Below are 13914 nucleotides of genomic sequence, written 5' to 3'. Positions count from 1 at the left end.
TATGGGGACCCCTCATGACACCTGGGGCGGGGCTCAGCCGAGGACGACCGACCGGCCCGACCGCACGGAGTCGGCGAGCGACTCCAGCACCGACACGGTGCTGTTGAGGTCGAGGCAGGCGTCGGTGATGCTCACCCCGTAAGGCGCCGGGTGATCCTGTCGTCCCTCTCGGAGGAACGACTCCATCATGATCCCCGCGATTCCCCGCTCACCACAGGCGATTCGGCCGGCGATGTCGGCGACGACACCGGCCTGGCGACGGTGGTCCTTGCGGGAGTTGCCGTGCGACGCGTCGATGACGACACGGTCGAGGGATTTCGCGGCGCGCAGTCCCTCGATGGCCGCGTCCACGGTCTCCGAGTCGTAGTTGGTTCCGGCCGCGGTGCCGCGGAGGATCAAGTGCGCCGTCGAGTTGCCGGGTGAACTCCGCACGACGAGAGCGCCGTGTTCGCTCACCGCCGGGTGCCGCTGCGCGGTGCCGGCGCAACGGATCGCGGCGGTGGCGACCGTCAAGTCGCCGTCGAGGCCGTTCTTGATCCCGATCGGCATCGGCAGCTGGGACGCGAGCTCCCGGTGCGACTGGCTGGAGACCGTCCGCGCCCCGATGGCACCGTAGCTGAGGAGATCGCTCAGATAGGGGGCGAGCATCGGCTCGACGAACTCGCCTGCCAGCGGCAGACCGGTGTCCGCGGCCATGATCAGGAAGCGGCGCCCGGTTCGCAGACCTCCGGAGATGTCTTCGGAGCCGTCGAGCCAGGGATCGTGGAGCAGGCCCTTCCAGCCGACCGCGGTTCGCGGCTTCTCCAGGTAGGCCCGGAGCACGACGAGCAAGTGGTCCTTCATCGGTGCGGCCGACTCGGCCAGCCGGGCGGCGTAGTCGAGGACGGCGATCGGGTCGTGGACGGAACACGGGCCGACGACGGCCATCAACCGGCCGTCGCGGCCGTTGAGCACGTCGGTGATCGCCGAGCGATGCTCCCGGATTTCGTCGACGACCCGGGCGGGGACGGGATGTTCGGCGGCCAGTTCCGCCGGGCTCGGCAACAGTTCGTAGCTGGGGATGGTGGTCACTGCGCTCTCCGTTTCTTGGTCCGGGAAACGCCGACACCGGCAAGGCAAAGAGCCCCGCCAAGGATGGCGAGCAGAGTGGGAACCTCGTCGAGGAAAAGCCAGGACAACGCGATCACGATCACCGGAACCACGTAGGTGGTCACGCCGAGCTTGCCCGCCGGAGTCCGGGACAACGCGTAGGCCCACGTGTAGAACGCGAGCGCGGTGGGCAGCAACCCCAGGTAGACCATCGACCAGGTGGCCGAGGCCGGTGCGGTGGTCACGTCGTGGATCAGCTGACCGCTGAACGGAAGGCAGGCGACGGCGCCGACGGCACAGCCGAAGGTCGTGGCCTGCAAAGCGGTGGCGTGGCTCAAAGCCGGTTTCTGGGAGACGACGCCCACCGCGTACCCCGCCGCGGCCAGCAGGCAGAGCGCGACGCCGAGGGCACTGGAGTCACCGTGCTGCGAGGACAGGCCCACGATCGCCGCGCCGGTGAAAGCGACGACGAGCCCGATCACCAGAGGGCGGGGAAGTCCTTCCTTCAGGACGATTCCGGCGAGTATCGCGGCGAAGACCGGGCCGATCCCGACCAGGAGCGACGCCGTTCCGGCGTCGGTGTGGCGTTCACCCCAGTTCAGGGCGACCATGTACAGGCCGAACCAGAAGACCCCGGCGCCGGCGATGCCGGGCCATGCCTTGCGCGGCGGGAACGGCATGCCCTTGACCACCGCGACCGCCCCGAGGGCGAGCGCGCCGACCAGCAGCCTGCCCAGTGCCAGCGACCCGGGCTCGTAGTGCGCGCCGGCGAAGCGGATGCCGACGAAGGCGGAGGCCCACAAGACCAACGTGACGCTGACCGCGGCGACGGCCTTGAAGTCGACGCCGGCCTCGGCCTCGGCCTTGGTGCTCATCGAACGGCCGCCAGTGTCCGGAGCGCCCGGCGGTCCAGCTTGCCGACCGGAGTGCGGGGAAGGGATTCGACGACGATGATGTCCTCCGGTATTTCGTACCAGCTCAGGTTCTTCTGGGTCAGGGAGCCGATCTCGGCGATCACCCGGTCGGGCTCGGCGCCCTCGTCCAGTTCGACGTGGGCGCGCAGTGAAGTCGTGGCGGACTCCCGGCGCACCGAGCACACACCGGCCGCGCGGACGGCGGGATGGCTCACCAGGAGATCTTCGATCTCGGCGGGATGCACGTTCTGCCCGCCGACGATCTCGATGTCGTCCAGCCTGCCGTGCAGGCGGACGAAGCCGTCGGGATCCACGGTGGCGGCGTCCCCGGTCACGTACCAGTCGTCCGGCGTTCGCCGGGGTGTGTCGGAGCCGTGGGCGACTCCGGGGGCGATCGTCGGGCCACGAACCTCCAGCTTCCCCTCCACCCCGGCAGGCACCTCTCGGCGCAGCTGGTCGACGACCCGCATGCGGTACGGCGGAAGGATCCGGCCGATACTGCCGTCCCGTTGCGAGGACAGGGTGTTCGCGATCAACGCGTGCCCGATTTCCGTGGTGCCGAAGATGTTGAGGAACCTGTTCCCGAGCGTTTCGCGGAGCGTGGTTTCGACGCTTTCGGGCAATGGTTCACCGGCGACCAGCGCCACCCTCAGGCTTTGGAGCGCCTCAGCGAAGGGATGCCGGAGCAGCCGGGCGTAGAAGCTGGGCTGTCCATAAAGGACCGAAACCCGGTGCCGGGTGATCAGCTCCAAGGCCGCGGGTTCGGTGAGCCGTTCCCGGCTGAGCACCGTCGTGCCTCCGCGAAGCAGGGGCAGGAGGAGGGAGTTGCCGAATCCGTAGGCGAAGTACATTCGCGACACGGACAGGGTGACGTCGTCCGGGGTCAGGTCCACCACCGAGCCGATGGCCTGGTCGTAGAACTCTGGGTCGCCGTGAGTGTGGAAGCAGAGCCGGGGGCTTCCTGTCGTGCCGGAGGTGAAGAAGGCGAACGCGGGCGTGTCCGCGCTGGTCTCGGCGTACCCGGCCGCCGGCTCGTGGTCGAGGAGTCGCGCAGGCGCGACCGGAACGACCTGGTCGAGGCCGGGTGTCCCCGGTTCCGCGATGGTCAGGAAGGGGCTCGCGGTTTCGGCCGCACGCCGGACGGCCGCCTCGTGGAGGAAGGTGTTGACGGGGATCGCCACGGCCCCCAGCCGGATCGTGCCGAGGACGGCCTGCACGAGTTCGACGCTGTCGGGAAGCACCAGCAGGACTCGGTCTCCCGCTTTCACCCCGCGTGCGGCCAGTCCGCCGGCGTAGCGCGCCGAACCGGCGTACAACTCCGCGTAGGACACCGCCACGTCGTCGGTACGGTATGCGGTTCGCTCGGACCAGCCGTTCTTCCTTGAGAGCGAGGCAAGGTGGCCGGCCAGATTCATTGGACTATCGCCTCGATTTCGACGAGCAGATCGGGGCGGCAGATGTCGACGTTCAAATAGACGACCCGTGCGTCCGGGGAAAAGACTTCTTCGCACCGTGAGCGGACGAAAGGGATGTCTTCGGGGCGGCTGACGTACACCTTGATCAAGTCGAGGTCTTTGAGGCTGTAGCCGCCTTCGGGCCGGACTTTCCCCAGGTTTTCCGTGCTGATCAGCGTCGTGATGTTCTCCAGGGTGACGTCGACCTGGCCCGAGATGTCCCCCTTGTGCACGGTCTCGTCACCGATGATGCTCGCGGTCCCGGAAATGTACAGGGTTCCGTCGGCGAAGGTGGCTCGCGCGAAACTCGGCGCTTTGGGGCCGTAGCTTTCCGGGTAATGGTAAGCGGGGGTCTGCCGGGGATTCTCCAGGTGGTGCACCTCGGCGTCGGCGCGTCCGGAGATGAAGTACAGGTACACGCCGTCGCCCCGGGTGCCGATGCCGGTGGCCGCCGGGATGTGGAGGATCCTGCCCGACCACAGGGCGAAGGCTTCGGCTCGTCCCGCGCAGAAGTCGCGGTAGATCTCCACGCCGTCCGCGTTGTCGTCGATGATGCCGCCGACCAGATTCCACATGCGAAGGATGTTCGGGTAGCCCAGCCGCGTGGCGAGTTCGAAGGCGGAGTCGTAGGCGATCCTGGCCGCGTCGCGATAGACGTCGCGTTCGGTGACCTGGACGGCGCAGAACAGATGACGGCCGTCCACGGCGTAGACGAGGCCGCCTTCCCTGCCTGCCACGACCGGTCCCGAGGCGGCGAAAACCTCGTGGAATCCCGGCTCGGTGTCCGTGGTCATCGGCACGCCCACCGTGGGCACGCCCTTGTGCAATTCAGGGGCGAAACCATTCTTTGCGAACGCCACGCGGGCGAGAATGTTCTGGTTGTCCGACTCTTCTTCCGATTCCTCGAACTTAATGTTCGGTCGTATTTCTCTCGGTGAGTCGAGAAGGTCGACAAAACTCGGCATCACGATTCCCCTCAGTATTAGAGTCACAGCTCTACTGTCTGAATATTTGCGTGAAGTGTCCGGGCCGAGCGGGCCGATGGGAAATCTATCGGCATCTCGACCGCAAGGTCAACTGACGATAGGGAAAATGGGAATCGCCCGATTGGACGCTTGTGATTCCGGGACGCCGGAGCTCGGAAGATCTTCTCGGGCCCGCACGCGGGGGCTCCTACGATTTCAGTGGTGAGACCGGGGGGACGATGCTGAAACCGTCTCGCGGTCCGAGGCGGTCGAGCGCGCACAGGCTCCTTAGGTTGCCCTTAGGCGCAAGCAAGGTGTCCGCCTGGCTTACGCCATCCGTAGGCAGAAGACAGAAGGCCCTCTTGCTCACGACCGGCGTGAGCAAGGGGGCCTTCGATGATCGGGGATCAGTCGCGTTCGATCAGGTGGCCGACGACCTCGGGGCCGGGGTGGGCGTGGCCGGAGCCGTCGCGCCGCGGGTCGACCTCGGGCAGTTCCACCGGGTCGCCGTTGCGGCCGGCACCGGCCGGACGCGGCCCGATCCAGCCGACGACCAACCGCGTCTCGCCCTTGAGGAACCGCTGCGCCCGGACACCGCCGGTCGCGCGGCCCTTCGCCGGGTACTCGCTGAACGGCGTCACCTTCACACTCGCGCCGGTCGCGGTGACGACCATCGGCTCGCCGTGTTCGGCGTCGTCGGTCCGGATCGCGCCGAAGAAGACCACTTCCGCCTCGCCGCGCACGACGATGCCGGCCATGCCGCCGCCCTTGAGACCCTGCGGCCGCACCAGCGAAGCGGCGTAGCGCAGCAGGGACGCTTCGGACGACAGGAACGCCAGCGTCTCGTTGCCGTCGGTGAGCCAGGTGGCGCCGACGACCTCGTCGCCGTCCTTCAGGCTGATCACGTCGAACTCGTCCGAGCGGACCGGCCATTCCGGCGCGCACACCTTCACCACGCCGTGCTTCGTGCCGAGCGCGAGACCCGGGGAGCCGGCGGCCTGCTCGCCGAGCGGGGCCAGGCCGATGACGCGCTCGCCCTTGTCCAGCGGCACCAGTTCCTTCGCGGCCATCCCGCCGCGCAGTGACACGGTGCCCGCCTGGTCGGGCAGCACCGGCAGCGGCAGCACGTCGGTCTTGAACGCGCGGCCGCGGTTGGTCACCAGCAGCACCTGGCCGCGTGCGGTCGAGTGGACCACCGCGGACACCGAGTCGTGTTTGACGCGGCCGTTGCGGCGCCGCACCTCCGACGACTCCTCCGATTCCGCGGCCGTCCGCGCGACCAGTCCGGTCGCCGAAAGGATCACCTGACACGGGTCGTCGGCGACCTCCAGCGGGCCCGACGGCTTCGACGCGGCGAGGACCTCCTTGAGGTCACCGTCGATCAGCGCGGTGCGGCGTTCGGTGGGGTGGTCCTTGGCGACCTTGGCCAGCTCGGCCGAGACGACCTTCTTCAGCACCGACTCGTCGTCGAGGATCTTCGACAGCTCGGCGATCTCCTCGCGCAGCCTGTCCTGCTCGGCTTCGAGTTCGATCCGGTCGTACTTCGTCAGTCGCCGCAGCGGGGTGTCCAGGATGTAGGTCGCCTGGATCTCGGAGAGCTTGAACCGCGTCATCAGGCCGTCCTTCGCGGCCGCGGCGTTCTCGCTCTCGCGGATCAGCTTGATCACCTTGTCGATGTTGAGCAGGGCGATCAGCAGACCGTCGACCAGGTGCAGGCGTTCTTCGCGCTTGCGGCGCCGGTACCGGGTGCGGCGGGTGACGACCTCGTAGCGGTGGCTGAGGAAGACCTCCAGCAGCGCCTTGAGCCCCAGCGTCTGCGGCTGCCCGTCCACCAGCACCAGGTTGTTGATGCCGAAGGACTGCTCAAGCGGCGTCAGGCGGTACAGATCCGCCAGCAGCGCCTGCGGGTTCACGCCGACCTTGCATTCGATGACCAGCCGCGTGCCGTTCTCGCGGTCGGTGAGGTCCTTGACGTCGGCGATCCCGGTGAGCCGCTTGGACTTGTTGACCTCGTCGGTGATCTTCTCGATCACCTTCTCCGGGCCGACGCCGTACGGCAGTTCGGTGACGGTGATCGCCTGACGGCCGCGGCTGCCCTCCAGTGGCCCGGTCTCGGCGCTCGCGCGCATGCGCACCACACCGCGGCCGGTCTCGTACGCGCGGCGGACCTCGTCCAGCCCCAGCAGCGAACCACCGGTCGGCAGGTCGGGGCCGGGGACGAACTCCATCAGCTTGTCGAGGGTGGCGTTCGGGTGGTTGATCAGCCACCGCGCCGCCCCGATGACCTCGGTCAGGTTGTGCGGGATCATGTTGGTCGCCATCCCGACCGCGATCCCGGAAGTGCCGTTGACCAGCAGGTTCGGGAACGCGGCGGGCAGCACCGACGGCTCTTCGAGCGAACCGTCGTAGTTCGGCCGGAAGTCGACGGTGTCCTCGCCGAGCTCACCGACCAGCAGCATCGCTTCGGGGGACAGCCGCGCCTCGGTGTACCGGGAGGCGGCCGGACCGTCGTCGGGGGAGCCGAAGTTGCCGTGCCCGTCGACCAGCGGGACGTTGAGCGAGAAGTCCTGCGCGAGCCGGACCATGGCGTCGTAGATCGCGGTGTCGCCGTGCGGGTGGTACTTGCCCATCACGTCGCCGACCACGCGGGACGACTTCACGTACGCGTGCGTCGGCCGGTAGCCGTTCTCGTTCATCGAGTACATGATCCGGCGGTGCACCGGCTTCAGCCCGTCCCGCGCGTCCGGGAGCGCCCGCGAGTGGATGACCGAGTAGGCGTACTCCAGGTACGAATCCTCGATCTCCGTCTTCAGCGAGTTGTCGAAGACGTTCGCGCCGGGCTGGTCGAACGCTGACGGGTCGACCTTGGTGGTGGTGCCCTTACGGCGTGCCATTGCTCAAAGCTCCTTGAATAGCAACGAAATCAGGCGTCGATGGCTTCGCGGTCGACCCGGTCGGAGGATTCGACCAGCCAGTTGCGGCGCGGTTCGACCTTCTCGCCCATCAACAGTTCGAGCGCGGTCTCCGCGGCTTCGACGTCGTCGAGGGTGATGCGGCGGACCGAACGGGTGGCGGGGTTCATGGTGGTGTCCCACAGTTCGTCGGCGTCCATCTCGCCGAGACCCTTGAACCGCGGCACCGGTGTGACGATCTGCTTGCCCGCCCGCTCCAGCGCCGCGAACTTGGTCTCCATCTCCTTCTGGGTGAAGGTGAAGTGGGTCTCCGGGTTGCGGCCCTTGGTGACCAGTTTGTGCAGCGGCGGCATCGCGGCGTAGAGCCTGCCGTCCTCGATCACCGGCCGCATGTACTTGGCGAACAGCGTGATCAGCAGCGTCCGGATATGCGAGCCGTCGACGTCCGCGTCGGCCATCAGGATCACCCGGCCGTAGCGCATGGTCGACAGGTCGAAGGTGCGCCCGCTGCCCGCGCCGAGCACCTGCACGATCGAGGCGATCTCGGCGTTCTTCAAGGTGTCGCCGAGCGACGCCTTCTGGACGTTGAGGATCTTGCCGCGCAAGGGAAGCAGCGCCTGGTACTCCGACACGCGCGCCATCCGCGCCGAACCGAGCGCGCTGTCACCCTCGACGAGGAACAGTTCGCTGCGGGAGACGCCGGTGGTGCGGCAGTCGACCAGCTTCGGCGGCATGGCCGCGCCTTCGAGCGCGGTCTTGCGCCGGGCGGCGTCCTTCTGCTGTTTCTGGGTGAGCCGGACGCGCGCCGCGTCGACCACCTTCTGCAGCACGATCTTCGCCTCGGACTTGGTCTTGCGCTCCTCGGTCCAGGACCGGACGTGCTTGTCGACGACGCCCTGGATGACGCGGGTGATGCCGGCGGTGGACAGCTCGTCCTTGGTCTGCGAGGTGAACTGCGGCTCCGGCAGCCGGACGTGGACGACCGCCGTCATGCCTTCGAGGACGTCCTCGACGGTCGGCATGTCCTCCTTGGGCTTCAGGAGTCCGCGGGTTTTGGAAATGGCGTCCTGCAAGGCTTTCAGGACCGCGCGGTCGAAGCCGCGGCGGTGCGTGCCGCCGTGCACGTTGCGGATGGTGTTGGTGAAGCACTCGACCGTGCGCTCGTAGCCGGTGCCCCAGCGGAGCGCGACCTCGATCTCGGCGTGACGCTCCACATTGGACTGCATGACACCGCTGGCGTCGGCGGCGTTCTCCTTGTACGTGCCCTCGCCGTTGATGATCAGCGTGCCGCAGACGGGTTTTTCGCTGTCCGGGGCCAGGAAGTCGACCATGTCGGCGAGGCCGTTGGGGAAGTGGAAGGTCTCTTCGCTGATCGAGTCGTCGACCGCGGTGCGCAGCACGTACGTGACGCCGGGGACCAGGAACGCGGTGTTGCGCATCTTCGCGCGGACGCCCTCGACGTCGAGCGCGGCGCCGCTCTCGAAGTAGCGCGAGTCGTACCAGTAGCGGATCGACGTGCCGGAGCGCTCGCCGCGCTTCATCTTGCCGGTGACGTTCAGCCCGGACCGGCGGGTGAACTTGGCCTTCGGGCCGGGTCCGTCGAAGACGCCGGGCACGCCGTGCGCGAACGACATCTGGTGGACCTTGCCGCTCTGCTTCACCGTGACGTCGAAGCGGTGCGACAGCGCGTTCACCGCCGAAGCGCCGACGCCGTGCAGACCGCCGGAGGTCTTGTAGCCGGATCCGCCGAACTTGCCGCCGGCGTGCAGCCTGGTCAGCACCAGCTCGACACCGGACAAACCGGATTTGGCGTGCGTGCCGGTGGGGATGCCGCGGCCGTCGTCGTCCACCTGGACACTGCCGTCGGCGTGCAGGGTGACCACGATCTTCGCGGCGTGACCCGCCACACCTTCATCGGTCGAGTTGTCCACGACCTCGGAGAACAGGTGGTTGATGCCGCGGCTGTCGGTGGAGCCGATGTACATGCCGGGGCGCTTGCGGACCGCTTCCAGACCCTCGAGATGCGTCAGGTCGTCGGCCCCGTACAGGGTCTCAGCAGTCACTGGGTACTTCTCCTGGAGTCGTGGCTCGCGAACTTGCTCGTGGAGGTGGCGTTCAACGCGACACCGTACTGGAGGATATCCGTCCCCTCCGACAGCTTCCTCTTCCCGAGCCTCACGGTGTGGCGGAACACCCGTCCCGATGGCCGGGTCACGGCTGGGGAAAGCGGCTTCCTCGCCGCTTGGACGAGGCGTTATCGTTTCCGGTGTCACAGGGTGACGGGGGGAAGGAAGTGGTCGTCGGACTCGGGCCGAAGCGCGCGTCGACCGTACAGCGCGTCGTGAGTCTCTGGTATTTCGTGGCGGTCGTCGTGTCACTCGGCGTGCTCGCGCCGCTGCCGCTCATGCACGCCGCCCTGCGGCTGCGCCGGGCGTCTTTGTGGCCGTTCATCCTGGCTTACGCCGCGGTGTCCTTACTGATGGTCTACGCCCTCGCGCGGGCGGGCGACGCGGACAACACGGAGATCGCTTTCGGCTTTCTCTGGTTCTTCGGCACGATCCTGTACGTCACCGCGTCGTGTGTCCACCTGGCCCTGCTGCGGAAGAAGATCCTCTACCCGCCGCCGACGGTCTGGGTGGAGACCGGCATGCACTGCGGGCTGTTCTCGATCGACATCGCCGGGTTCGGCCTGGTCGGGCGCAGCAGTGAGATCTTCGTCCAGGTCCGGCGGATGCTCTTCGGCCTGCTGGAGAACGCCTTCGCGGGCAGTGGGATCGCCTGGGAAGTCTGCCTGAAGCACGACACCGGGGACGGGATGATCGTGGTCGTCCCGCCGCAGTTCCCGAAGTTCCGGCTGCTGTACCCGCTCCTTTCCCGGCTGGCCGCGGACCTGGCCCAGTACAACGTCGTCACCGCGCCCGGTCTGCGGATCCGGGTGCGGGTGGCGATCCACGCCGGGGAGGTCACGCTCGACGAGTACGGCGTGACGGGACGGCCGAAGGTGCTGCTGGCCCGGCTGCTCGATTCGCGGGTGCTGCGCGACGCGCTGGCCGAGGCGCCGGACGGCTCGCCCATGGTCGTGCTCGTTTCCGACAGGTTCCACGAGGACGTCCAGGACCAGGGCGGTCCCGGTCTCCACACGATGAGCTACCGGCAGGTGCTCGTCCACGAGAAGGAGACCGAGGTCCGCGCCTGGCTGCACGTCCCGGATCCGATGCTCAGAGGGCTGCCGTGAGGACCTCCAGCGCACTGTGCTGACGGGCGGCGTCGATCTTGTCGACCGGTCCCGCCCAGCGCAGGCCGTGCTGGTCGAGCGACGTGCGGTTGTTCGCGATCGTCGAATTCGCTTGGCGGGTCAGGTAAGCGCGGTACGGCCTGCCTGTCAGCGCCCGGTCCAGCTCGCCGAGACCGCGGGCGTACGCGCCTTTGAACGACGGCCCGTCGGCGCCGCAGTCACCGGACTCGCACGGGTCGCGCAGGATCCCGTTCGAGTGAAGCTGCGGGGTCGTGGTGGAGGCGTCCGCGAGCTGACGGGCCCGGGTGAGCAGGGCGGCGTCGCCGGTCGCGCGGTTCAGCTCGACCAGCGCGCCGAGGACGATGCCCTGGTTGTAGCTCCAGACTGCCTGCCCGTTGTTGGCGCAGGAGGAGTTCAGCCCGTCGTTGACCAGGTCGCTCCCGTTGATCATGCCGCTCGCCCGGAACCAGTCCCAGACCTCGCGCGCCCTGGCGAGCTGGACCGTGTCGCCGGGGAGCCGGTTGTGCAGGGACGCGGCGACCTTGACGTACAGCTCGTTGGTGACGGCGTTCTTGTACGTCTTCGCCGTCGACCACCAGAGCCCGCCGCCGCAGGTCCCGTCGCGGTAGGAGTACATGTAGTCCGCCGCGATGACGGCGGTGTCGAGGTAGCGGCGGTCCTTGGTCAGGTCGTAGGCGCGGATCCAGGCGAGCGCCCACCAGCCGGTGTCGTCGATGTACTCGTTCGTGAAGTTGTTGCCACGGTTGCGGTCGAAGGTGTTGGCGATGGCGTACCGGTAGTTCTGCGAGCCGGCGCGCGTGCTGTAGTCGAGGATCGCCGTGAGCGCGTTCGCCGAGTTCCACCAGCCCGTGGTCTGCCAGAGCCCGGTGCCGTTGTCGTAGAACTGCATGAGCGCGGTGGCCGCGGCTTCGGCGCGATCGTTCGCGGCGACCGTGGTGCGGAACCACGGCGTGCAGGCGATTTCCGGCCGGTTGCCGGCTTTCCCGCAGGCGCGCAGGGCGCCGAAGCGGTGGCCGCCGGGATCGTCCACGTTGTACATCAGGGTCCGCCAGCCGCGTTGCCCGGCGGGGATCTTCGTGTCGCCGATCCGGCTGTCGCCGGACCAGGTGCGGCCGCCGTCGAAGGAACGGTCGAGCCAGAGTTCGTCGCCGGGGTCGCCGTCGGCGATGCTGCCCCAGCCCATGTCGTCGCCGTCGGACAGGTGCAGCGTGATGCCGCGGCCCCAGACCGTCGCCGTGCCGGGTCTTCTGTCGCCGACGGCCAGCGCGGGATCGCGGCTGTCGCAGTACTTGGCGCAGATCGTCGCCGAGACGGTGGGTTCGGGAGTGGTGGCGGCCGGCGTGAGAGCGAATGTCAACGTTGTCACAAGCAGGGGAATGAGCCACATGGATTCGAGTGTGAGCGCGACCACTTTCCGGGCCGATCAAGTCACCCTTTCAGCTCGCGCCGATGGTCTGGAATACTTCTTGCGCGCGTGAGGTTGAACGCTCAAGCAAGAACAACCCGGCTTAGGGAGCAGGTCATGCAGTTCGGAATCTTCACGGTGGGCGATGTGACGACCGACCCGACCACCGGGGAGGCGCCCAGCGAGTACGAGCGGATCAAGGCGATGGTGCGGATCGCGCTCAAGGCCGAAGAAGCCGGCCTCGACGTCTTCGCGACCGGTGAGCACCACAATCCGCCGTTCGTGCCTTCGTCGCCGACGACGATGCTCGGCTACATCGCCGCGCGGACGTCGAAACTCATCCTTTCCACCTCGACCACGCTGATCACCACGAACGACCCGGTGAAGATCGCCGAGGACTTCGCGATGCTGCAGCATCTGGCCGACGGCCGCGTCGACCTGATGATGGGCCGCGGCAACACCGGCCCGGTGTACCCGTGGTTCGGGAAGGACATCCGCCAGGGCATCCCGCTGGCGATCGAGAACTACCACCTGCTGCACCGGTTGTGGCGCGAGGACGTGGTCAGCTGGTCCGGCAAGTTCCGGACGCCGCTGCAGGAGTTCACCTCGACCCCGCGACCGCTCGACGGTGTCCCGCCGTTCGTCTGGCACGGTTCGATCCGCAGCCCGGAGATCGCGGAACAGGCCGCCTACTACGGCGACGGGTTCTTCGCGAACCACATCTTCTGGCCGAAGGAGCACTTCCAGGCGTTGATCGACCTGTACCGCGAGCGGTACGAGCACTACGGGCACGGCAAGGCGGACCAGGCGATCGTCGGACTCGGCGGTCAGGTGTTCCTGCGGCCGAAGTCGCAGGACGCGGTGCGGGAGTTCCGGCCGTACTTCGACAACGCGCCGGTGTACGGGCACGGGCCGTCGCTGGAGGAGTTCACCGAGCAGACGCCGCTGACCGTCGGCAGCCCGCAAGAGGTGATCGACAAGACGCTGAGCTTCCGCGAGCACTTCGGCGACTACCAGCGCCAGCTGTTCCTGATGGACCACGCTGGGTTGCCGCTGAAGACCGTGCTGGAGCAGCTCGACCTGCTGGGCGAGCACGTGATCCCGGTGCTGCGCAAGGAACTCGACGCTCTTCGTCCGGCGCATGTGCCCGAGGCTCCTACGCACGCTTCGCTTCTTGTGGCTTCTGCTCCGGAGGTCTTGGCATGACGACGATCGCCGTCGTGACAGCGGGGTTGAGTCAGCCGTCCTCGACGCGGCTGCTCGCGGACAAGCTGGCTTTGTCGGTTTCTTCCGCGCTTCCGGAGGCGAAGATCGAGGTGATCGAACTCCGCGACCTGGCCCTCGACGTCACGAAGAACATGCTGACCGGGTTTCCCTCCCCGGCCCTGCGCGCGGCCATCGACACGGTGACCGCCGCGGACGGGCTGATCGCCGTGACACCGGTGTTCACCGCGTCGTACAGCGGGCTGTTCAAGTCGTTCTTCGACGTGCTGGACCAGAAGGCGCTCGACGGGAAGCCGGTGCTGATCGGTGCCACCGGCGGAACCGAACGGCACTCGTTGGTGCTCGACTTCGCGCTGCGTCCGCTCTTCGCCTACCTCCGCGCGGAGCCTGTCTCGACGGCGGTGTACGCCGCTTCGTCGGACTGGGCTTCTCCGGGGGACCTCGACACGCGGGCCTCGCGGGCCGGGCGGGAGCTCGCCGCTCGGCTGTCGTCCGTGCCTGCCGAGCCGGTGAACAGCGGATTCGTGCCCTTCGAGCAGCTGCTGGCCGGCGGGGAGTGAGCAAGGGACCTTTGCTATCGCCTGCTCACCGGGCCCTGGCGCAAGTCCGTGAAGGCCTGGCGGATTCACCTGGTGGTTGCAACGTTGGTTGTTTCGTTCGGGAAGAGTAGTCGTCGTAGGCACTCGGCTGGTGTT

10 protein-coding genes are annotated in these 13914 nt (G+C 67.8%); 3 read left to right on the top strand and 7 right to left on the bottom strand.

Annotated elements, in window-relative coordinates; all coding sequences use genetic code 11:
* Positions 1-33: 33 nt before the first annotated feature.
* From AB0N89_RS30295 to AB0N89_RS30270, 6 genes are all read right to left on the bottom strand, one after another.
* Positions 34-1071, bottom strand: coding sequence for a 3-deoxy-7-phosphoheptulonate synthase (locus AB0N89_RS30295; RefSeq protein ID WP_364211359.1), 1038 nt, complete (start codon positions 1069-1071; stop codon positions 34-36).
* Complete coding sequence (locus AB0N89_RS30290) at positions 1068-1964, bottom strand: DMT family transporter (RefSeq protein ID WP_364211357.1); 897 nt, start codon at positions 1962-1964, stop codon at positions 1068-1070. The genes AB0N89_RS30295 and AB0N89_RS30290 overlap by 4 nt, the downstream gene beginning before the upstream one ends.
* The gene (locus AB0N89_RS30285) at positions 1961-3418 is read right to left on the bottom strand and encodes an AMP-binding protein (protein WP_364211354.1); all 1458 of its coding nucleotides are present in this window, start codon (positions 3416-3418) and stop codon (positions 1961-1963) included. Before AB0N89_RS30285 ends, AB0N89_RS30290 begins: the two co-directional genes overlap by 4 nt.
* Positions 3415-4422 (bottom strand): FkbO/Hyg5 family chorismatase, encoded by a 1008-nt coding sequence (locus AB0N89_RS30280; protein ID WP_364211351.1) that lies wholly within the window; start codon positions 4420-4422, stop codon positions 3415-3417. Before AB0N89_RS30280 ends, AB0N89_RS30285 begins: the two co-directional genes overlap by 4 nt.
* Positions 4423-4829: 407 nt before the next feature.
* Positions 4830-7316, bottom strand: coding sequence for a DNA topoisomerase IV subunit A (locus tag AB0N89_RS30275; RefSeq protein ID WP_364211348.1), 2487 nt, complete (start codon positions 7314-7316; stop codon positions 4830-4832).
* Positions 7317-7345: 29 nt separating this feature from the next.
* The gene (locus tag AB0N89_RS30270; protein WP_364211345.1) at positions 7346-9397 is read right to left on the bottom strand and encodes a DNA topoisomerase IV subunit B; all 2052 of its coding nucleotides are present in this window, start codon (positions 9395-9397) and stop codon (positions 7346-7348) included.
* Positions 9398-9675: 278 nt separating this feature from the next.
* Between AB0N89_RS30270 and AB0N89_RS30265 the strand changes: the two genes are divergently transcribed.
* Entirely contained in the window at positions 9676-10569 is an 894-nt protein-coding gene (locus tag AB0N89_RS30265; protein ID WP_364211342.1) for a hypothetical protein, read from the top strand.
* On the opposite strand, the gene AB0N89_RS30260 is transcribed toward AB0N89_RS30265, so the two are convergent.
* Positions 10553-11977, bottom strand: coding sequence for a glycoside hydrolase family 76 protein (locus AB0N89_RS30260; protein ID WP_364211339.1), 1425 nt, complete (start codon positions 11975-11977; stop codon positions 10553-10555). The genes AB0N89_RS30265 and AB0N89_RS30260 overlap by 17 nt on opposite strands.
* Positions 11978-12112: 135 nt before the next feature.
* On the opposite strand from AB0N89_RS30260, the gene AB0N89_RS30255 reads away from it, so the two are divergent.
* Together AB0N89_RS30255 and AB0N89_RS30250 are read left to right on the top strand one after the other, a co-directional pair.
* A complete protein-coding gene (locus AB0N89_RS30255) occupies positions 12113-13201 on the top strand; it encodes an LLM class flavin-dependent oxidoreductase (protein WP_364211336.1) in 1089 nt (362 codons plus the stop codon).
* Positions 13198-13779, top strand: coding sequence for an FMN reductase (locus AB0N89_RS30250; protein WP_364211333.1), 582 nt, complete (start codon positions 13198-13200; stop codon positions 13777-13779). The genes AB0N89_RS30255 and AB0N89_RS30250 overlap by 4 nt, the downstream gene beginning before the upstream one ends.
* Positions 13780-13914: the final 135 nt, after the last annotated feature.

This window comes from Amycolatopsis sp. NPDC089917, assembly GCF_040684635.1.
Taxonomy (GTDB): Bacteria; Actinomycetota; Actinomycetes; order Mycobacteriales; family Pseudonocardiaceae; genus Amycolatopsis.
Note: the sequence above shows the minus strand (reverse complement) of the source record. Positions and strands in the feature narration are given on the sequence as shown.

Coding starts and splice junctions, on each gene's coding strand:
- AB0N89_RS30290 (WP_364211357.1), bottom strand. CDS start 1,964: ATGAGCACCAAGGCCGAGGCCGAGGCCGGCGTCGACTTCAAGGCCGTC.
- AB0N89_RS30285 (WP_364211354.1), bottom strand. CDS start 3,418: ATGAATCTGGCCGGCCACCTTGCCTCGCTCTCAAGGAAGAACGGCTGG.
- AB0N89_RS30280 (WP_364211351.1), bottom strand. CDS start 4,422: ATGCCGAGTTTTGTCGACCTTCTCGACTCACCGAGAGAAATACGACCG.
- AB0N89_RS30275 (WP_364211348.1), bottom strand. CDS start 7,316: ATGGCACGCCGTAAGGGCACCACCACCAAGGTCGACCCGTCAGCGTTC.
- AB0N89_RS30260 (WP_364211339.1), bottom strand. CDS start 11,977: ATGTGGCTCATTCCCCTGCTTGTGACAACGTTGACATTCGCTCTCACG.
- AB0N89_RS30255 (WP_364211336.1), top strand. CDS start 12,113: ATGCAGTTCGGAATCTTCACGGTGGGCGATGTGACGACCGACCCGACC.
- AB0N89_RS30250 (WP_364211333.1), top strand. CDS start 13,198: ATGACGACGATCGCCGTCGTGACAGCGGGGTTGAGTCAGCCGTCCTCG.